Genomic DNA, 19,945 nt, shown 5'->3' with positions numbered 1-19,945 from the left:
ACGGTGCCGGCGCGGGCCCCGTGGCCGCCGGTCCGCGCCGGGCGGTGCGGGCGCCGGTCCGCGCTGCCTCCGGCCCAGGGCCGGAGGCAGAAACCGGGCTGCCGTGTTCAGCCCCCGTAAGCCCCGCTGGCCGTCAGACGGAGGGCCGTGTCGATCAGGGGGACGTGGCTGAAGGCCTGGGGGAAGTTGCCCACCTGGCGCTGGAGGCGCGGGTCCCATTCCTCGGCGAGCAGGCCCAGGTCGTTGCGCAGGGACAGGAGCTTCTCGAAGAGCCGGCGGGCCTCGTCGACGCGGCCGATCATCGCCAGGTCGTCCGCCATCCAGAACGAGCAGGCCAGGAAGGCGCCCTCGTCGCCGGGCAGCCCGTCGACGCCCGCGTTGTCGCCCGAGGTGGGGTAGCGCAGGATGAAGCCGTCCGGGGTGGACAGCTCGCGCTGGATCGCCTCGATGGTGCCGATGACCCGCTTGTCGTCCGGCGGCAGGAATCCCATCTGCGGGATGAGCAGCAAGGACGCGTCGAGCTCGCGGGAGCCGTAGGACTGCGTGAAGGTGTTGCGCTCCTTGTCGTAGCCCTTCTCGCACACGTCCCGGTGGATCTCCTCGCGCAGTTCCTTCCAGCGCTCCAGGGGGCCGTCGACGTCCCCGGACTCCATGAGCTTGATCGTGCGGTCCACCGCGACCCACGCCATGACCTTGGAGTGCACGAAGTGGCGGCGCGGCCCGCGCACCTCCCAGATGCCCTCGTCGGGCTCCTGCCAGTGCTTCTCCAGGTAGCGGATCAGCTTGAGCTGGAGCAGCGAGGCGTAGTCGTTGCGGGCCAGGCCCGTCATGTGGGCCAGGTGCAGGGCCTCGGTGACCTCGCCGTAGACGTCGAGCTGGAGCTGGTGGGCGGCGCCGTTGCCCACCCGGACCGGGGCGGAGTTCTCGTAGCCGGGCAGCCAGTCCAGCTCCGCCTCGCCGAGCTCGCGCTCGCCGGCGATGCCGTACATGATCTGCAGGTTGTCCGGGTCCCCGGCCACCGCGCGCAGCAGCCACTCGCGCCAGGCGCGGGCCTCCTCGCGGTAGCCGGTGCGCAGCAGCGAGGACAGGGTGATCGCCGCGTCCCGCAGCCAGGTGTAGCGGTAGTCCCAGTTGCGCACGCCGCCGATGTCCTCGGGCAGGGACGTGGTGGGCGCCGCGACGATGCCGCCGGTGGGCGCGTACGTCAGGGCCTTGAGCGTGATCAGGGAGCGGATGACGGCCTCGCGGTACGGACCGTGGTACGTACAGTGCCCGACCCACTCGCGCCAGAAGTCCTCCGTCGCCTCCAGCGACTGCTCCGGCTCCGGCAGGGGCGGCGGCTCCTTGTGCGAGGGCTGCCAGGAGATGGTGAACGCGATCCGGTCACCGGGGGCCACGGTGAAGTCCGCGTACGTCGTCAGCGACTTGCCGTAGGTCTCCGCCGATGTGTCGAACCACACGGAGTCGGGGCCGGCGACGGCCACCGTGCGGTTCTCGTGCCGGTGCACCCAGGGGACGACACGGCCGTAGGAGAAGCGCATGCGCAGGGCCGAGCGCATGGGGACGCGGCCCGAGACACCCTCCACGATGCGGATCAGCTGGGGGGCGCCGTCGCGCGGGGGCATGAAATCGGTCACGCGGACCGTGCCGCGCGGGGTGTCCCACTCCGACTCCAGGATCAGCGAGTCGCCCCGGTAGCTGCGCCGGGCGGCCGTGGGGGGCTCGGCGCCGGCGGCGTGGGCCGGCCCCAGGCGCCAGAAACCGTGGTCCTCGGTGCCCAGCAGACCGGCGAAGATGGCGTGCGAGTCGAAGCGGGGCAGGCACAGCCAGTCCACCGTGCCGTCCCGGCAGACCAGGGCAGCGGTCTGCATGTCTCCGATGAGTGCGTAGTCTTCGATGCGCCCGGCCACGTGCAACTCCAGTCGAACGGCCACGTCACACCCCACGAAGGGGCTGTCGCTAGTGCGGTCAAGGGGTGGTTGTAATGCGTCGTTGAGCGGTGGTGCAAAACCGCCGATCAGCCGTGCGGCAGAACGACAACCCTTGCTCAACGAACTGACGAGCTCTCGATGTTCCGGTGGTTACGGGCGGGGGGTGGTGCCGTGTTGCCGGCCGGGCTCGGCAGCGAGTGTCCGAGCAGGATACGACGCACGTAGATGATCTGCGTGCCCCTCCGGGCAACGCGTATGCGCCGAACGGGTGAGCCGCGCGTGCGGGACCTGTGAGCGGTCCGCGCCCGTGTCGGGATGTGCGCGGAGCGTGGCCGGAAGCCATCGGTCCCGGGCGCTGATACCCTGGTAGCCCGTGGACCGGTGGGCTCGAAACCCCCGAACCGCAGCGACGGCGCCTCGGCCGCACCATCCGGGATTCCCGGCGGGCCGGACAGCCGCACCGCACGACAAACCGCGACCACGGGAGCCCCCTCTTGGCCATGCCGCCCGCTGCTTTCCGAAACAGCACCGCCACGACGACCAAGCACATCTTCGTCACCGGGGGCGTCGCCTCCTCGCTCGGCAAGGGCCTGACCGCCTCCAGCCTCGGCATGCTGCTCAAGGCCCGGGGCCTGCGCGTGGTGATGCAGAAGCTCGATCCGTACCTGAACGTCGACCCGGGCACGATGAACCCCTTCCAGCACGGTGAGGTGTTCGTCACCAACGACGGCGCGGAGACCGACCTGGACATCGGACACTACGAGCGCTTCCTCGACCGCGACCTGGACGGCACCGCCAACGTCACTACAGGCCAGGTCTACTCCACGGTGATCGCCAAGGAGCGGCGCGGCGAGTACCTGGGCGACACGGTGCAGGTCATCCCGCACATCACCAACGAGATCAAGCACCGCATCCGCCGGATGGCCACCGACGAGGTGGACGTCGTCATCACCGAGGTCGGCGGCACGGTCGGCGACATCGAGTCCCTGCCGTTCCTGGAGACGGTCCGCCAGGTCCGTCACGAGGTCGGCCGGGACAATGTCTTCGTGGTGCACATCTCCCTCCTTCCCTACATCGGGCCGTCGGGAGAGCTGAAGACGAAGCCGACCCAGCACTCGGTCGCGGCCCTGCGCAACATCGGCATCCAGCCGGACGCGATCGTGCTGCGCTGCGACCGCGAGGTGCCGACCGCGATCAAGCGCAAGATCTCCCTGATGTGCGACGTCGACGAGGCCGCCGTCGTGGCCTGCCCCGACGCCCGCTCGATCTACGACATCCCGAAGGTCGTGCACTCCGAGGGCCTGGACGCCTACGTCGTGCGCAAGCTGGACCTGCCCTTCAGGGACGTGGACTGGACGACCTGGGACGACCTGCTCGACCGCGTCCACAACCCCGACCACGAGATCACCCTCGCCCTGGTCGGCAAGTACATCGACCTGCCCGACGCCTACCTGTCGGTGACCGAGGCGCTGCGCGCCGGCGGTTTCGCCAACAAGGCGCGCGTGAAGATCAAGTGGGTCACCTCCGACGACTGCAAGACCCCGGCCGGCGCCCAGGCGCAGCTCTCGGACGTCGACGGCATCTGCATCCCGGGCGGCTTCGGCGACCGCGGTGTGCTCGGCAAGGTCGGCGCGATCCGCTACGCCCGCGAGAACAAGATCCCGCTGCTGGGCCTGTGCCTGGGCCTGCAGTGCATCGTGATCGAGGCCGCGCGCGGCCTCGCCGGCATCTCCGACGCGAACTCCACCGAGTTCGACCCGGCCACCGCCCACCCGGTGATCTCCACCATGGCCGAGCAGCTGGACATCGTGGCCGGCGAGGGCGACATGGGCGGCACCATGCGGCTGGGCATGTACCCGGCCAAGCTGGCCGAGGGCTCCATCGTGCGCGAGGTCTACGACGGCAAGGAGTACGTCGAGGAGCGCCACCGCCACCGCTACGAGGTCAACAACGCCTACCGGGCGGAGCTGGAGAAGAAGGCGGGCATCGTCTTCTCGGGCACCTCGCCCGACGGCAAGCTCGTCGAGTACGTCGAGTACCCGCGCGACGTCCACCCCTACCTGGTCGCCACGCAGGCCCACCCCGAGCTGCGGTCGCGGCCGACCCGCCCGCACCCGCTGTTCGCGGGGCTGGTGAAGGCCGCGGTCGAGCGGAAGAACGCCAACTGACACACCAGTTGTACGGTTGCCGGGGTGCGAACCCTCAAAGGCGGGCACCCCGGTTTCGTGCGGAGCCGGTCACCTCTTGTACGTCCGTGGCACGCCACGCGCGTGACACGTGTGGAAGGACAGGGCATGACGATCAGGGACACTCCCGAGGAGTGGGAGATCCGGGCGACACGGACCCCGTTCACCGGGAACAAGACCTCGGTCCGCACCGACGACGTGGTCATGCCCGACGGCTCGGTCGCCCGCCGCGACTACCAGGTGCACCCCGGTTCGGTGGCCGTGCTCGCCCTGGACGAGGAGGACCGGGTCCTGGTCATCCGCCAGTACCGCCACCCCGTGCGGCAGCGGCTGTGGGAGATCCCGGCCGGACTGCTCGACGTGCCCGGCGAGAACCCCCTGCACGCCGCCCAGCGCGAGCTGTACGAGGAGGCGCACGTCAAGGCCGAGGACTGGCGGGTGCTGACCGACGTCTACACCACCCCCGGCGGCTGCGACGAGGCCGTACGGATCTTCCTGGCCCGCGATCTGTCCGAGGCCGAGGGCGAGCGCTTCGCGGCCGAGCACGAGGAGACGGAGCTGGAACTGGCCCGGGTGCCGGTCGGCGAACTGGTCCGGGGCGTGCTCGCGGGCGAGCTGCACAACAACTGCCTGGTGGTCGGCGTCCTGGCGCTGCTCGCCGCCCGGCAGGGCGAGTCGCTGGACGCGCTGCGCCCGGCCCTGGCGCCGTGGCCGGCGCGTCCCTTCGAGTCCTGAACGCCCGCCGGCCCCTTTCCGGTGTGACCATCGCCTGATCCGATCGGGCGACCTGCCCGCCCTGCTCCCCCCGGAACCGCACCGGGCCTCAACTAGGCTCTTCACTGGCCCGGACCGGAGTCCCGGCGGGCGTGCGCGTGCGGTGGGACGGGAGTGTGGCCCGTGACGGATCAGGCGGTGGACGCAAGGGGCGAGAACCGGTCGGCGGGCGGCCCGTTCCCGGCGGCCGCGGAGAGCCACTTCCTGGGCCGCACACGGGAGTTGAAGGAGCTGTGCGCCGACATCGAGCGGGCCGGACTGGACACCATCTCCGGCCGCAAGGCGCCCCGCGCGCGCGTGCTGCTCATCGCCGGCCGGCCGGGTTCGGGCCGCACGGCACTCGCCGAGGAACTGGTGCGCCGGGTCGCCGGACGCTACCCGGACGGCGTGCTGCGCGCCCGCCTCACCGAGCCCGGCGGCATCCCCGTGCCCGTCGAACGGGCCGCCCGCGACCTGCTCACCGCCCTCGGCCGGCCGACCCCGCCCGGCGCGGGCGAGGACGACCTGACCTACGCGCTGCGCGCCGCCCTCGCCGGCACCCGCACCCTGCTCCTGCTCGACGACGCGGCCGGCGCCGAGCAGGTCGACGCGCTGCTGCCGGACGACGCCGCCTGCCTGCTCGTCGCGGTCTCCGAGGGCCCGCTCACCGGGATCTCCGACGTCCGGCCCTGCACCCTCGGCGGGCTCGACACCAAGTCCGGGGTGGAGCTGCTCACCCACCGCATCGACTCCGTGCGGATCACCGTCGACCCGCGCGCCGCGGAGAGCCTGGCCGAGGTCTGCCAGGGCCAGCCCGCCGCGCTCACCCTGGCCGCCGGCTGGCTCGCCGCCCGCCCCCAGACGGCCGTCTCCGACCTCGCCAAGCAGCTGAACGCCGACCCGGAGGAGGGCCCCGCGCTCGGCCGGGTGCTGCGGCTCGTGCACGACGGGCTGCCCGCCCCGGCCGCCCGGATGCTGCGCCTGCTCTCCCTCGCCCCGGCCGGCGACGTCGACCCGCACACCGCCTCCGCGCTCGCCGGCTGCTCCCTGGAGAGCGCGGTGGAGCTGCTCGACGACTTCGCCGCCCTCGGGCTGCTGAGGGTGGTGCCCGGGCCGCTGCCGCGCCACGAGGTCCCCGGCTGCCTGCACCCGCTGCTGACGGCCCTCGCCCAGCGCCACGACCGTCCCGCTGAGCTCCAGCTCGCGCGCGCCCGCATGCTGGAGCGGACCGTACGGCTGCTCCAGGCGTGCCGGGCGGTCACCGAGACCGACAGCCCCGAGGCCCGCGAGAGGAACCGGCAGCTGCCGCAGGGCCTGCGGTTCGTCACCCCGCGCGCCGCCGCCGACTGGCTGGCCGCCCGCAGGCCCGCCCTGCTCGCCGCAGCCCGGCTCGCCGTCGCCGACGGGGAGCTGGACACCCTGGCCCGCCGGCTGATGTCGCAGCTGGTGCGGGCCATGGTCGCCCACGTCGGCACGCAGGCCGCCGCCGGCGACCTGTACGGCGTCCACCGGCTCGTCCTCGACGTGGCCGAGCGCCGGGAGCTGCCCCGCGAGAAGGCCGCCGCCCTGCTGAACCTCGCCGACCTCGACGCCCGCACCGGTCGCACCGCCGAGGCGCTGGCCCGCTACCGGGCCGCCCTGGACGCCGGACGCGAGGCCAATGACCCGTACGCGACCGGCCGCGCGATGGAATCCGTGGGCAGCGCGCACCAGGAGCTCGGGGACTACGACCGGGCGGCGGACTGGTTCGGCCGGGCCCTGGCCCAGCGCCTGGCCCGCGGGGAGCGGGCGGACGCGGCGCGGCTGTACGGCCGTATCGCCACCGCGCACACCTACGCGGGCCGCTACGGCGAGGCGCAGCGCAACTGGCGGGCAGCCGTCGCCGCGCACCGCAAGCTGGGCGACGTGGCCGCGCACGCGCGGGCGCTCAGCGAACTGGCCCGCGTCCAGGAGTACGCGGGCCGGCCCGAGGAATGCCTGCGCACCTGCCAGGAGGCCGTCGAGTGGGCCCGCCGCGCCGAGGACGCACGGCTCCAGGCGGCCCTCCAGCTGCGGCTCGCCGACACCCTGGAAAGGCTGGGCGACCCGGTCGCCGCGCGCCTGCACCGGGGGGCGGCGGAGCGGATGCTCGGGGACGCGAGCGGGCCGGCCGGCGGCCCGGACGGGCCCGTCGGCGGCCCCGACGAGGGCGAAACGGACGGCACATCACCGGAACAAGCCGCTAACGCCTGCGAAATCCGCAGTGCATCCGCTGAAGATTGATGCAATGAAAGGCTAGACAGGGAGAACGCCTTCATTAAACTGGCTCTGCCGCTCGTTCTCCGGCGGTGTCTCCTGGTATGCCCACGCATGCCTGGGTACGTCTTGTATTGCCCCACATTCCCTGAGCCAAGGACCGTGATCGACGTGAAGGTCGGCATCCCCCGCGAGGTCAAGAACAACGAGTTCCGGGTGGCCATCACCCCCGCCGGCGTGCACGAGCTGGTGCGCAACGGCCACCAGGTCGTCGTCGAGCGGAACGCCGGCGTCGGCTCCTCGATCCCGGACGAGGAGTACGTGTCCGCCGGCGCTCAGATCCTCGAGACGGCCGACGAGGTCTGGGCCTCGGCCGACCTGCTGCTGAAGGTCAAGGAGCCGGTCGCCGAGGAGTACCACCGCCTGCGCAAGGACCAGATCCTCTTCACCTACCTGCACCTGGCCGCGTCCAAGGAGTGCACCGACGCGCTGCTGGAGTCCGGCACCACGGCGATCGCCTACGAGACCGTCGAGCTGCCCGGCCGCGCCCTGCCGCTGCTCGCCCCCATGTCCGAGGTCGCGGGCCGGCTGGCCCCGCAGGTCGGCGCCTACCACCTGATGGCCGCCGCCGGCGGCCGCGGCGTGCTGCCCGGCGGCGTCCCCGGCGTGCCCGCGGGCAAGGCCGTCATCATCGGCGGCGGCGTCTCCGGCTGGAACGCCGCGCAGATCGCCATCGGCCTGGGCTTCCACGTCACCCTGCTCGACAAGGACATCAACAAGCTCAAGGAGGCGGACAAGATCTTCGGCACGAAGATCCAGACCGTCGTCTCCAACGCCTTCGAGCTGGAGAAGGCCTGCCTCGAGGCCGACCTCGTGGTCGGCGCCGTGCTCATCCCGGGCGCCAAGGCCCCCAAGCTCGTCACCAACGAGCTGGTGTCGCGGATGAAGGCGGGAAGTGTCCTTGTCGACATCGCGATCGACCAGGGCGGCTGCTTCGAGGACTCCCACCCGACCACGCACGCCGAGCCGACCTTCAGGGTCCACGACTCGGTGTTCTACTGCGTCGCCAACATGCCCGGCGCGGTGCCCAACACCTCCACCTACGCGCTGACCAACGCCACGCTGCCGTACATCGTCGAACTGGCCAACCGCGGCTGGGTGGAGGCGCTGCGCCGTGACGCCGCGCTCGCCAAGGGTCTCAACACCCATGACGGCAAGGTCGTTTACCGCGAGGTCGCCGAGGCGCACGGCCTGGAGCACGTGGAGCTGGAGACCCTGCTCGGCTAAGTCACCTTTCCGTAAAGGCGATACGTCAACAAGGCGCGTCAACCACGCATGTGCGGCCGGACCTTGCCCGACAAGGTCCGGCCGGATGTGTGTATGGTCACTTCGCCGCACTCGGTCAACTCGCCGCGAAAGCAACCGTTCGACCGATTCACGCACCGGTGAAACCTGCCGTGCGACGGTCGTACGCCCTTGACAGAGGGATGTTTCATTGCCGACACATCGGGCCGGGTCCGGCGGATTGTGTTGCTGCGGACCGCCGACACGCCATAGAGTCGCCAATCGTCGGCATGGTGCCACGCTGACCTGTCTAGAAGTTTCCTGGTCACCAAGGAGGTAAGACGACTTGTGAATGAGTCGACATTTTCTCCCGGGGGTGGTCAACCAGGAATGCCTGCGCGGGGCCAGAGCCCTGCGGGGCTCGAGGCTGTCGGCTCCGTTGCTGTGCGCACCTTCGCAGCCCACCAGGGTCACCGGACGCCAGGGGTGACCCAGCCAGCACACCAGAGCATGGATGGCCATCACGTGAACGCCATGGCCGGCGACGGAAGTGGCGCGCCCCACAACCACTTCGCCGACTACGACGAACTGCCCGAGGGGCACTTCTACGACCCCGACGCCGAGTACGAGCCCGACCCCGAGTACGCGGCCACGCTCGCGCCCGACGCGGCCCGCCAGCGCCGTGAGCGCGTCGGCCCGACCGGACGCCCGCTGCCGTACTTCCCGATCCCCGGGCCGCTGACCGACCACGGACCCGCGAAGATCATCGCGATGTGCAACCAGAAGGGCGGCGTCGGCAAGACCACGTCGACCATCAACCTGGGTGCCGCGCTCGCGGAGTACGGCCGGCGCGTGCTGCTCGTGGACTTCGACCCGCAGGGCGCGCTGTCGGTGGGTCTCGGCGTCAACCCCATGGAGCTCGACCTCACCGTCTACAACCTGCTCATGGAGCGGGGCATGTCCGCGGACGAGGTCCTGCTGAAGACGGCGGTCCCCAACATGGACCTGCTGCCCAGCAACATCGACCTGTCGGCCGCCGAGGTCCAGCTCGTCTCCGAGGTCGCCCGCGAGTCGACGCTGCAGCGCGCGCTCAAGCCGCTGATGGACGACTACGACTACATCGTGATCGACTGCCAGCCCTCGCTCGGCCTGCTCACCGTCAACGCGCTGACGGCCGCGCACAAGGTGATCGTGCCGCTGGAGTGCGAGTTCTTCGCGCTGCGCGGTGTGGCCCTGCTGACCGAGACCATCGAGAAGGTCCAGGAGCGCCTCAACCCGGAGCTGGAGCTCGACGGGATCCTCGCGACGATGTACGACTCGCGCACCGTGCACAGCCGTGAGGTGCTCGCGCGCGTCGTCGAGGCGTTCGACGACCACGTCTACCACACGGTCATCGGGCGCACGGTCCGCTTCCCGGAGACCACGGTCGCCGGCGAGCCCATCACCACCTACGCCTCCAACTCCGTCGGCGCCGCCGCCTACCGCCAGCTCGCCAGGGAGGTGCTCGCCCGGTGTCACGCCGAGTGAGTCTGCCGGGGGCCGACGAACTGTTCCGTACGACAGGGGGGATGGCGCTCCAGGCGTCCACTCCCCGGCGCCAGGCCAACGGCGAGGCCCGGGTGCCCGCTCCCGCGGGGGAGAGCGACACGGTGGCCGCCGCGGAGGACGCGCCGCAGTCGGTGCCCGCACAGGGCGGTGACGGCGAGGGCGCCGAGCACGTCGCGGCCGGCGCGGAGCCGGCCGACGCCGGCGAGTCGCGCAGCCGCGGGGCGGCGGCGGGCGCCGCGGCCCCGGCGGAGCGGGCCGCGCGGCGCCAGGGGGCGCAGGAAGGTTCTGCCGCGGGCGCGGACGCCTCCGGCCAGCCGCAGTCGCGCAAGCGCGGGCGGGCGGCCGCCCGCCGGCCCAGCGGCCGCGAGCGGCACGACGAGAAGATCACGGTGTACGTCTCCGCCGAGGAGCTCATGGACCTCGAGCACGCCCGCCTGGTGCTCCGCGGCGAGCACGGCCTGGCCGTCGACCGGGGCCGCATCGTCCGCGAGGCGGTCGCGGTGGTCCTCGCCGACCTGGAGACCCGCGGGGACGCCAGCATCCTCGTACGCCGCCTCCGCGGACGGTAGCGATAGCCTGCGGGGGCCATGACCCCGAACGACTCACCCGCCCCCGGCTCCCGCAGACGCCCTCTGGGCCGGGGCCCGCACACGGGCCCCCCGGCCCCGCCCGGCGCCCACGCGGAGGCCCCGGCCCCGACGGAGGCCCCGCCGCCGGTTCCGGACGCGGTTGGGGATCCGGTGGTGGACTCCGCGCCGTCGGAGGCTCGCGTCGCGGGCGCGGGCGCGGCTGTGGCGGGCGCCGTGGCGCCGGGCGGCGGCTCGGTGCCGGGTGCCGGACGGGCGGCGACCGCGGGTGTGGCTGCGGCCCCGGCCGCAGACCCGGTCCCGGCTGCGGATCCGGTCGCGGGCTCGAGCGCGGATCCGGTCTCGGTTTCGGACGCGGCCGGAGATCCGGTGGTGGACTCCGCGCCGTCCGAGGCTCCCGTCGCGGGCGCGGGTGCGGGCGCGGCTGTGGCGGGTGCTGTGGCGCCCCCGGGCGGCGGCTCGGTGCCGGGTGCCGGGCGGGCGGCGACCGCGGGTGTGGCCCCGGCCGCAGACCCGGTCCCGGCTGCGGATCCGGTCGCGGGCCCGAGCGCGGATCCGGTCTCGGATTCGGACGAGGCCGGCGATCCGGTGGTGGACTCGGCGCCGGCTGCGGATCCGGTTGCGGGCCTTGACCCGGCCGCGGTTCGCGTCGCGGATGCGGCACCGGCCGCCAAGTCGGCCCTGGCCGCAGTCCCGGCCCCGGCCGCTGCCCCGGCCCCTGGGGCCGGCCCGGTGGAGTCGGTGGGCTCGGGGGCCGGGGAGCAGTCCGTGCCCGGAGGCGTACGTCCTGAGGTGCCCTCCGCTTCTGGGGTGCCCGGTGCCGCCGGGACGGCCGGGCAAACCGGGCAGGCGGCCGACGACGGTGTCTTCAAAGTGCGGCTGGCGAACTTCGAGGGGCCCTTCGATCTGCTGCTCCAGCTGATTTCCCGGCACAAGCTGGATGTCACCGAGGTGGCGCTCTCCAAGGTCACCGATGAGTTCATGGCGCACATCCGGGCCATGGGGGCGGACTGGGACCTGGACGAGACGACCGAGTTCCTGGTCGTCGCCGCGACGCTGCTCGACCTGAAGGCGGCCCGGCTGCTGCCCGCCGCCGAGGTGGAGGACGAGGCCGACCTCGCGCTCCTGGAGGCGCGGGACCTGCTGTTCGCGCGCCTGCTCCAGTACCGCGCGTACAAGCAGATCGCCGACATCTTCAACCGGCGGCTGGAGGAGGAGGGGCGTCGCTACCCCCGTACCGTCGGCCTCGAACCGCACCACGCCGAACTGCTCCCCGAGGTCGTCATCAGCATCGGCCCCGAGGGCTTCGCCAGGCTCGCGGTCAAGGCCATGCAGCCCAGACCCAAACCGCAGGTGTACGTCGACCACATCCACGCCCCCCTGGTCAGCGTGCGCGAACAGGCCGGGATCGTGGTCGCCAGGCTGCGGGAACTCGGCGAGGCCAGCTTCCGCGACCTGGTGGCGGACACCGACGACACCCTCACCGTGGTCGCCCGCTTCCTCGCCCTGCTGGAGCTGTACCGGGAGAAGGCCGTCGCCCTCGACCAGGAGACCGCCCTCGGCGAACTGCTGGTCCGCTGGACCGGCGGCGACGGCGACCGGACCCCCACCGTGACCGACGAGTTCGACCGGCCCCCCGAGCGGCCCGAGGAGGAGAAGAAGCCGTGAGCGAGGAGACCACCGAGGCCCCGGCCGGCACGCGCGCCGTCGCCGGCCTCGACCTCAAGCCGGCCCTGGAGGCCGTCCTCATGGTCGTGGACGAGCCCGCGACCGAGGAGCAGCTCGCGAAGATACTCGAGCGCCCCCGCAGGCAGGTCGCCGACGCGCTGCGCGAGCTGGCCGACGAGTACACCGTCCAGCGCCGGGGCTTCGAGCTGCGCCTGATCGCCGGCGGCTGGCGCTTCTACACCCGCCCCGAGTACGCCGCCGCCGTCGAGGGCTTCGTGCTCGACGGCCAGCAGGCCCGGCTCACCCAGGCCGCCCTGGAGACCCTCGCCGTGGTCGCCTACCGCCAGCCGGTCAGCCGCAGCCGCGTCTCGGCCGTGCGCGGAGTCAACTGCGACGGCGTGATGCGCACCCTGCTCCAGCGCGGTCTGGTCGAGGAGGCGGGCGCGGAACCCGAAACAGGTGCGATCCTGTACAGGACGACGAACTACTTCCTGGAGCGGATGGGCCTGCGCGGTCTGGACGAGCTCCCGGAGCTCGCGCCCTTCCTCCCGGAGGCGGAGGCGATCGAGGCCGAGACCCAGGAGGGGGTGCCGTCGTTCGACCCGGACGCGCCCGACGACGATGCGCCGGGCACCCCGGTGCGACCGGGTACCGACGACGTAGACGACCAGACGGAACTTTGATGCGAAGCAGCGGCAGTAACGGCGGACACGGCGGGCGCGGCAACTACCGCGGTGCCGGCAACAGCAGGGACGACAAGCAGGGGCAGGGCCGGCCCCGCAAGCCCCGCCCCGAGGAGCGCCGCTACGACGTGGGCCCCGGCGCCACCAAGGACGGCCCCAAGGCCGGACGCGGCGGGGCGGCCCGCGGCGGCGCCAAGGGCGGCCCCAAGCAGTCCCGGCAGCAGGGCGGCGCGGACGGCGGCCGCGGCCGTACGGCCCCGGCCCGCTCGCGGGAGTACGAGACGCGGGTCGAGGAGCGCAACCGCGAGCGCTACGCGGGCAAGAAGGACATCAAGCTGCCCAAGACCTTCCCCGGCGCGGAGCAGGAGGGCGAGCGGCTTCAGAAGGTCCTCGCCCGCGCGGGATACGGCTCCCGGCGCGCCTGCGAGGAACTGATCGAGCAGGCGAGGGTCGAGGTGAACGGCGAGATCGTGCTGGAGCAGGGCCGCCGGGTCGACCCGGAGAAGGACGAGGTCAAGGTCGACGGCCTGACCGTGGCCACGCAGTCGTACCAGTTCTTCTCGCTGAACAAGCCCGCCGGCGTGGTCTCCACGATGGAGGACCCCGAGGGGCGCCAGTGCCTCGGCGACTACGTCACCAACCGCGAGACGCGGCTGTTCCACGTGGGCCGGCTGGACACCGAGACCGAGGGCGTGATCCTGCTCACCAACCACGGCGAGCTGGCGCACCGCCTGACCCACCCCAAGTACGGCGTGAAGAAGACTTACCTCGCGCACATCGTCGGCCCGATCCCGCGCGACCTCGGCAAGCGCCTGAAGGACGGCATCCAGCTCGAGGACGGCTACGCCCGCGCGGACCACTTCCGGGTGGTCGAGCAGACCGGCAAGAACTACCTCGTCGAGGTGACCCTGCACGAGGGCCGCAAGCACATCGTCCGCCGCATGCTCGCCGAGGCCGGCTTCCCGGTCGACAAGCTCGTGCGCACCGCCTTCGGCCCGATCACCCTGGGCGACCAGAAGTCGGGCTGGCTGCGCCGCCTGTCCAACACGGAGGTCGGCATGCTGATGCAGGAGGTCGACCTCTAGGAGCCCGCGGCCCGCACGGCGGGCGGGGCGTCCGGCGCCCGGCGGGCCGAGGCGAGGCGGACCCGGTACAGGAAGTCCTCCACGCGCCGGCCGTCGGGCCGCTCGGGCAGCGGGGTGCGGCGGGAGGCCTCCTCGGCCTCGGCGGCCAGGCGGGCCATCCGCGCCTCGACCTCCGCCCAGGGCACCTCGCCCCGCTTCACCGCCAGCAGGCCCTCGCGCTCCGCGCCCACGTCGACGGTCAGCCGGCCGGTGCGCAGCAGGTCGCGGGCGCTGTGCAGCAGCCGCAGCAGGTGCATCGCGTGCTTCCAGCGCGGGGCGCCGTGCGTGCGGACGTCGGCCTCCAGCTTGCGGCGCTGCCCGAGCGCGTACCGGGTGAACGTCACGTACACCTGCCGGGACAGGAACGCCTCGCGCAGGGCGAGCAGTTCGCGGCCCGTGTCGTCGGCGTGCTCCACCAGCGGGGAGTGCAGGCACTCCAGCACGTTCGGATTGCCGCGCAGGGCCAGCTCGCAGAAGCGCTCCAGCTCCCAGCCGAACCGCTCGGGCCCGGGGCCGTCCACGTGCGTGGGCGGCTTGCCGAACCGCCAGAACAGCTCGGTCGGGGCGACGAACACGCCCCGCCGGTCGGTGTCGCTGTCCTCGGTCGCCAGCCCGAAGGCGCGCGAACCCATGACACAGGCGTAGATCGTGTGGTCGCGTACGAGATCCTCCGGGCGCATGGCCGGAGCGTACGCGGATCCTCAGGCGAGGCTGATCGAATTTCCCCGCACGGAGATCTGCTTGGCGGGCAGCGGCCGCGTGGCCGGCCCGTTGGCGACCGAGCCGTCCGCCACATGGAAGCGGCTGCCGTGGCAGGGGCAGTCGATGGTGCCGTCCGCGACCTTGTCGACCAGGCAGCCCTCGTGGGTGCAGACCGCCGAGAAGGCCTTGAACTCGCCCTTCTTCGGCTGGGTGACCACCACCTTGTGCGCCGCGAACACCTTGCCCCCGCCCTCGGGGATGTCGGTCGTGCTCGCCAGCGCGTGCGCCGCGCCCGAGGCGGTCGCCGAGGCCGGACCGGAGGCCGGACCGGAGGCCGAGGGCGTGGGCTTCGAGGAGGGGGAGGTCTTCGTGGAGTTCTCGGTGCCGTTGCCCGTGTTGCCGCATCCCGCCGTCACCAGCGCGGCCGCCCCCGTCGCGATCACCGTGCGCCGCGTCGAGCCATGGGTCATGTCGTCACTCCGTGTGTGAGGGGAGGGAAGGAGAACAGGAGAAGGCGTGGCTCCGGGCGGGAGCAGTGGCATCTTCGCACCCAAGGACCCCAATTCGAAGCAACCACGGAGGAGTGCCGCGAAACTCGCTTTTCGTACCGCGTCTCAGCGGGCGGGCGCCGCGCACCCGCCGTACGCGCGCTGACTAGGCTGGACGTCCGAGAACCGAGACCGGCCGGCAGGGCCGGCGCACACGTCAGCGAGGAGCAGCACCGTGGCGGTACGAGCGGTCCGGGGGGCCGTCCAGCTGGAGCGGGACGAGGCCGGTCACATGGAGCAGCAGGTCGGGGCCCTGCTCACCGCCGTCATGGAGCGGAACGCCCTGACCGCCGACGACCTCATCAGCATCTGGTTCACGGCCACGCCCGACCTGCACAGCGACTTCCCGGCCGCCGCGGCCCGCAAGCTGGGCATCGTCGACGTGCCGCTGATCTGCGCCCAGGAGCTGGACATCGAGGGCGCGATGCCCCGCGTGGTCCGGATCCTCGCGCACATCGAGTCCGACCGGCCGCGCGACGCCATCGCCCACGTCTACCTCGGCGCGGCGGCCGCCCTGCGCAAGGACATCGCCCAGTGAGAACCGCACTCGTCATCGGCACCGGCCTCATCGGCACCTCCGCCGCCCTGGCCCTGGCCCAGCGCGGGGTGACCGTGCACCTGGCCGACCACGACCCGGAGCAGGCCCGTACGGCGGCCGCGCTCGGCGCCGGCACGGACGAGGCCCCGGACGGGCCCGTGGACCTCGCGATCGTCGCCGCGCCGCCGGCCCACGTGGCCGGGGTGCTCGCCGACGCCATGCGCCGGGGCCTGGCCCGCGGCTACCTGGACGTGGCCAGCGTCAAGGGCGGCCCGCGCCGAGAGCTCCAGGCTCTCGGCCTCGACCTGACCGCCTACCTCGGCACCCACCCCATGTCGGGCCGCGAGAAGTCGGGCCCGCTGGCCGCGACCGGCGACCTCTTCGAGGGCCGCCCCTGGGTGCTCACCCCCACCCGGGACACCGACACCGAGGTCCTCAACCTCGCCCTCGAGCTGGTCTCGCACTGCCGCGGGGTCCCGGTCGTCATGGACGCCGACGCCCACGACCGCGCCGTCGCGCTCGTCTCCCACATGCCCCACCTGGTCTCCAGCATGGTCGCGGCCCGCCTGGAGCACGCCGATGAGTCGGCGGTACGGCTGTGCGGGCAGGGCATCCGGGACGTGACCCGGATCGCCGCCTCCGACCCGGGGATGTGGATCGACATCCTGTCCGCCAACCCCGGGCCGGTCGCCGACCTGCTCTCCGACGTCGCCGCCGACCTCGACGAGGCGGTGCGCGCCCTGCGGGCCCTGCAGTCCTCCGACGAGGACAAGCGCCGCGAGGGCAGCGCCGGCATCGAGGACGTGCTGCGGCGGGGCAACGCCGGGCAGGTGCGGGTGCCCGGCAAGCACGGGTCCGCGCCGCGGGCGTACGAGGTCGTCGTCGTCCTCATCGACGACCAGCCCGGCCAGCTGGCCCGCATCTTCGCGGACGCGGGGATGGCCGGGGTCAACATCGAGGACGTACGGATCGAGCACGCGACCGGGCAGCAGGCGGGCCTGGTGCAGCTCATGGTCGAGCCCAAGGCGGCCCCGGTCCTCACGGCCGCCCTGCGCGAGCGGGGCTGGGCCATCCGGCAGTAAGAGGGCACCCCGGATGCCAGTAACCTTGTGCGGGGCGCCCTCGCGTCCCGCACACCCGCCCGCCACCCTTCACCAGGAAGGTGCCCCGCTGTGGAAAACGGCGCCGCCCGGACCGCCCAGCCCGTGATTGTCGCCATCGACGGCCCCTCCGGCACGGGCAAGTCGAGCACGTCGAAGGCCGTCGCCGCGCAGCTCGGCCTGAGCTACCTGGACACCGGCGCCCAGTACCGGGCGATCACCTGGTGGATGGTGACCAACGGGATCGACATAGAAGACCCCTCGGCGATCGCCGCGGTGGCCGGCAAGCCCGAGATCGTCTCCGGCACCGACCCCGCCCACCCGACGATCACCGTCGACGGGGTGGACGTGGCCGGCCCGATCCGCACCCAGGAGGTCACCGCCAAGGTCAGCGCGGTCAGCGCCGTACCGGAGGTGCGGTCCCGGATCACCGAGCTCCAGCGCTCGCTGGCCTCCTCCGCCGAGGCTGGCATCGTCGTCGAGGGCCGCGACATCGGCACCACCGTGCTGCCCGACGCCGACCTCAAGGTCTTCCTCACCGCCTCCCCGGAGGCCCGCGCCGCCCGGCGCAGCGGTGAGCTGAAGGGCGCGGACGTGCACACCACCCGCGAGGCCCTGATCAGGCGGGACGCGGCCGACTCCAGCCGCAGGACCTCCCCGCTGGCCAAGGCCGGCGACGCCGTCGAGGTGGACACCACCGAGCTCACGCTCGCGCAGGTCATCGAGTGCGTCGTCACCCTCGTCGAGGAGAAGCGGGCCGCGAAGTGAGCCTTCCGCCAGGGCGCCGCGTGCGGCCGGAGCGCCATGTGCCGCCGGAGCGGGACCTGCCGTCCGAGCGGGGCGCGGACGTCGGGCGCCGGATCGGCGTGGGCCTGATGTACGGGCTGTGGCGCCCGCGTGTGCTGGGCGCCTGGAAGGTGCCCGCGAGCGGACCCGCGATCTTCGCCGTCAACCACGCGCACAACGTCGACGGTCCCATGGTCATGGGCGTGGCGCCCCGGCCGGTGCACTTCCTCATCAAGAAGGAGGCGTTCGTCGGACCGCTCGGCTCCTTCCTGACCGGCATCGGCCAGCTCCAGGTGGACCGCCACAGCGCCGACCGCACGGCCATCACCCGGGCGCTCGGCGTCCTGGAGCAGGGCGGCGTCCTCGGCATCTTCCCCGAGGGCACGCGGGGCGAGGGTGACTTCGCCTCCCTGCGCGCCGGGCTCGCCTACTTCGCGGTGCGCAGCGGCGCCCCGGTGGTCCCGGTGGCCGTACTGGGAAGTTCCGGGCGGCGCGGACGGTTGGTAAAGGGGCTGCCCCCGCTGCGCTCCCGCATCGACGTCGTCTTCGGCGACCCCTTCGAAGCGGGCGACGGCTCCGGACGGCGCACGCGCCGCGCGCTGGACGAGGCGACCGAGCGCATCCAGAAGCAGCTCACCGCCCACCTGGAAAACGCCAGGCGCCTGACCGGGCGCTAGGTGACACTTGAGTAGTGGATCAGGCCTCATGTTCCAGTGAGGGGTCCACCGATCACCACGATGAACTACGAGGTACGGACTTCATGAACGACGACATCCAGCCCGACGGCTCGGCCGAGCACGAGTACGAGCACGGGGCGCTCGGCGACGCCGAGTACGCGGAGTTCATGGAGCTCGCCGCGGAGGAGGGCTTCGACCTCGAGGACGTCGAGGGCGCCATCGAGGCAGCCGGGCACGGCCCGCTCCCCGTGCTCGCCGTGGTCGGCCGTCCCAATGTCGGCAAGTCGACTCTGGTGAACCGCATCATCGGCCGCCGCGAGGCGGTCGTCGAGGACAAGCCGGGCGTCACCCGCGACCGCGTCACCTACGAGGCCGAGTGGGCGGGCCGCCGCTTCAAGGTCGTCGACACCGGCGGCTGGGAGCAGGACGTCCTCGGCATCGACGCCTCCGTGGCGGCCCAGGCCGAGTACGCGATCGAGGCCGCCGACGCGGTCGTCTTCGTCGTCGACGCCAAGGTCGGCGCGACCGACACCGACGAGGCGGTCGTGCGCCTGCTGCGCAAGGCCGGCAAGCCCGTGGTGCTGTGCGCCAACAAGGTCGACGGCCCGAGCGGCGAGGCCGACGCCGCCTACCTGTGGTCGCTCGGTCTCGGCGAGCCCCACCCGGTCTCCGCTCTGCACGGCCGCGGCACCGGCGACATGCTCGACCGGGTGCTCGAGGTGCTGCCCGACGCGCCGCGCGAGACGTTCGGCGGGGGCGGCGTCGGCGGTCCGCGCCGCATCGCCCTGATCGGCCGCCCCAACGTCGGCAAGTCCTCGCTGCTGAACAAGGTGGCCGGCGAGGAGCGGGTCGTCGTCAACGAAATCGCGGGCACCACCCGCGACCCGGTCGACGAGCTCATCGAACTCGGCGGCACCACCTGGAAGTTCGTGGACACCGCCGGCATCCGCAAGCGCGTCCACCTCCAGCAGGGCGCCGACTACTACGCCTCGCTGCGCACCGCGGCCGCCGTGGAGAAGGCCGAGGTCGCCGTCGTGCTGATCGACGCCTCGGAGCCGATCTCGGTGCAGGACCAGCGGATCGTCACCATGGCCGTCGAGGCGGGACGCGCCCTGGTCGTGGCGTACAACAAGTGGGACACCCTCGACGAGGAGCGCCGCTACTACCTCGAGCGCGAGATCGAGACCGAGTTCGGCCAGGTCTCCTGGGCGCCGCGGGTGAACGTCTCGGCGCGCACCGGACGGCACATGGAGAAGCTGGTCCCGGCGATCGAGACCGCGCTGGCGGGCTGGGAGACGCGGGTGCCGACCGGCCGCCTCAACGCCTTCCTCGGCGAGCTGGTCTCGGCCCACCCGCACCCGATCCGGGGCGGCAAGCAGCCGCGCATCCTGTTCGGCACCCAGGCGGGCACCAAGCCGCCGCGGTTCGTGCTCTTCGCCTCCGGCTTCATCGAGGCGGGCTACCGGCGCTTCATCGAGCGCCGTCTGCGCGAGGAGTTCGGCTTCGAGGGCACCCCGATCCACATCTCGGTGCGGGTGCGCGAGAAGCGCGGCGCGAAGAAGAAGTGATCCCCTGAACGGCGTCCACTGACGCAT

Annotated in this window: 17 protein-coding genes; 14 read left to right on the top strand and 3 right to left on the bottom strand. The window is 72.6% G+C overall.

Annotated elements, in window-relative coordinates; all coding sequences use genetic code 11:
• Positions 1-107: 107 nt before the first annotated feature.
• On the bottom strand, positions 108-1,910 hold the full coding sequence (locus IE217_RS33255; RefSeq protein WP_190181694.1) for a glycoside hydrolase family 15 protein: 1,803 nt from the start codon (positions 1,908-1,910) through the stop codon (positions 108-110).
• Positions 1,911-2,431: 521 nt separating this feature from the next.
• Between IE217_RS33255 and pyrG the strand changes: the two genes are divergently transcribed.
• From pyrG to IE217_RS33210, 9 genes are all read left to right on the top strand, one after another.
• Positions 2,432-4,099 (top strand): CTP synthase, encoded by a 1,668-nt coding sequence (pyrG, locus tag IE217_RS33250; RefSeq protein ID WP_190181677.1) that lies wholly within the window; start codon positions 2,432-2,434, stop codon positions 4,097-4,099.
• 126 nt (positions 4,100-4,225) lie between these two features.
• Positions 4,226-4,852 carry an NUDIX domain-containing protein gene (locus IE217_RS33245; protein ID WP_190181676.1) on the top strand — a complete coding sequence of 209 codons (627 nt, stop codon included), beginning with the start codon at positions 4,226-4,228 and terminating at the stop codon, positions 4,850-4,852.
• A gap of 162 nt (positions 4,853-5,014) precedes the next feature.
• Entirely contained in the window at positions 5,015-7,132 is a 2,118-nt protein-coding gene (locus IE217_RS33240; RefSeq protein WP_190181675.1) for a tetratricopeptide repeat protein, read from the top strand.
• Between the two features lie 135 nt (positions 7,133-7,267).
• Positions 7,268-8,392, top strand: a complete 1,125-nt coding sequence (ald, locus tag IE217_RS33235) for an alanine dehydrogenase (RefSeq protein WP_190181674.1) — start codon at positions 7,268-7,270, stop codon at positions 8,390-8,392.
• 387 nt (positions 8,393-8,779) lie between these two features.
• On the top strand, positions 8,780-9,916 hold the full coding sequence (locus tag IE217_RS33230) for a ParA family protein (protein ID WP_190181673.1): 1,137 nt from the start codon (positions 8,780-8,782) through the stop codon (positions 9,914-9,916).
• A complete protein-coding gene (locus tag IE217_RS33225) occupies positions 9,901-10,506 on the top strand; it encodes a hypothetical protein (RefSeq protein ID WP_190181672.1) in 606 nt (201 codons plus the stop codon). Before IE217_RS33230 ends, IE217_RS33225 begins: the two co-directional genes overlap by 16 nt.
• Before the next feature lie 480 nt (positions 10,507-10,986).
• Positions 10,987-12,192 (top strand): segregation and condensation protein A, encoded by a 1,206-nt coding sequence (locus IE217_RS33220; RefSeq protein ID WP_444545578.1) that lies wholly within the window; start codon positions 10,987-10,989, stop codon positions 12,190-12,192.
• Positions 12,189-12,875, top strand: a complete 687-nt coding sequence (scpB, locus tag IE217_RS33215) for an SMC-Scp complex subunit ScpB (protein WP_190181671.1) — start codon at positions 12,189-12,191, stop codon at positions 12,873-12,875. The genes IE217_RS33220 and scpB overlap by 4 nt, the downstream gene beginning before the upstream one ends.
• Positions 12,875-13,960 (top strand): pseudouridine synthase, encoded by a 1,086-nt coding sequence (locus IE217_RS33210; RefSeq protein ID WP_190181670.1) that lies wholly within the window; start codon positions 12,875-12,877, stop codon positions 13,958-13,960. The genes scpB and IE217_RS33210 overlap by 1 nt, the downstream gene beginning before the upstream one ends.
• Here the strand turns inward: IE217_RS33210 and IE217_RS33205 are convergent.
• Positions 13,957-14,679, bottom strand: a complete 723-nt coding sequence (locus IE217_RS33205) for a nucleotidyltransferase domain-containing protein (RefSeq protein ID WP_190181669.1) — start codon at positions 14,677-14,679, stop codon at positions 13,957-13,959. The two genes, IE217_RS33210 and IE217_RS33205, sit on opposite strands and share 4 nt — an antisense overlap.
• A gap of 21 nt (positions 14,680-14,700) precedes the next feature.
• Complete coding sequence (locus IE217_RS33200) at positions 14,701-15,171, bottom strand: Rieske (2Fe-2S) protein (protein WP_190181668.1); 471 nt, start codon at positions 15,169-15,171, stop codon at positions 14,701-14,703.
• A 253-nt stretch (positions 15,172-15,424) separates the two neighbouring features.
• Between IE217_RS33200 and aroH the strand changes: the two genes are divergently transcribed.
• The 5 genes from aroH (at position 15,425) to der (ending at position 19,918) form a co-directional block, all read left to right on the top strand.
• A complete protein-coding gene (gene aroH / locus IE217_RS33195) occupies positions 15,425-15,787 on the top strand; it encodes a chorismate mutase (RefSeq protein ID WP_190181667.1) in 363 nt (120 codons plus the stop codon).
• Entirely contained in the window at positions 15,784-16,869 is a 1,086-nt protein-coding gene (locus tag IE217_RS33190; protein ID WP_190181666.1) for a prephenate dehydrogenase, read from the top strand. The genes aroH and IE217_RS33190 overlap by 4 nt, the downstream gene beginning before the upstream one ends.
• A gap of 90 nt (positions 16,870-16,959) precedes the next feature.
• Complete coding sequence (gene cmk, locus IE217_RS33185) at positions 16,960-17,655, top strand: (d)CMP kinase (protein WP_190181665.1); 696 nt, start codon at positions 16,960-16,962, stop codon at positions 17,653-17,655.
• Positions 17,613-18,350: a lysophospholipid acyltransferase family protein gene (locus IE217_RS33180; protein WP_373298190.1), complete on the top strand. Its 738-nt coding sequence runs from the start codon at positions 17,613-17,615 to the stop codon at positions 18,348-18,350. Before cmk ends, IE217_RS33180 begins: the two co-directional genes overlap by 43 nt.
• A gap of 83 nt (positions 18,351-18,433) precedes the next feature.
• Entirely contained in the window at positions 18,434-19,918 is a 1,485-nt protein-coding gene (der, locus tag IE217_RS33175; protein WP_190181664.1) for a ribosome biogenesis GTPase Der, read from the top strand.
• Positions 19,919-19,945: the final 27 nt, after the last annotated feature.

It is taken from the genome of Streptomyces naganishii JCM 4654, from assembly GCF_014650575.1.
GTDB classification, from domain to species: domain Bacteria; phylum Actinomycetota; class Actinomycetes; order Streptomycetales; family Streptomycetaceae; genus Streptomyces; species Streptomyces naganishii.
Note: the sequence above shows the minus strand (reverse complement) of the source record. Positions and strands in the feature narration are given on the sequence as shown.

Excerpts from the sequence above, each read along its gene's own strand:
- IE217_RS33200 (WP_190181668.1), bottom strand. The coding sequence starts at position 15,171 with ATGACCCATGGCTCGACGCGGCGCACGGTGATCGCGACGGGGGCGGCC.
- IE217_RS33205 (WP_190181669.1), bottom strand. The coding sequence starts at position 14,679 with ATGCGCCCGGAGGATCTCGTACGCGACCACACGATCTACGCCTGTGTC.
- IE217_RS33210 (WP_190181670.1), top strand. The coding sequence starts at position 12,875 with ATGCGAAGCAGCGGCAGTAACGGCGGACACGGCGGGCGCGGCAACTAC.
- IE217_RS33245 (WP_190181676.1), top strand. The coding sequence starts at position 4,226 with ATGACGATCAGGGACACTCCCGAGGAGTGGGAGATCCGGGCGACACGG.
- pyrG (WP_190181677.1), top strand. The coding sequence starts at position 2,432 with ATGCCGCCCGCTGCTTTCCGAAACAGCACCGCCACGACGACCAAGCAC.
- der (WP_190181664.1), top strand. The coding sequence starts at position 18,434 with ATGAACGACGACATCCAGCCCGACGGCTCGGCCGAGCACGAGTACGAG.
- IE217_RS33230 (WP_190181673.1), top strand. The coding sequence starts at position 8,780 with ATGCCTGCGCGGGGCCAGAGCCCTGCGGGGCTCGAGGCTGTCGGCTCC.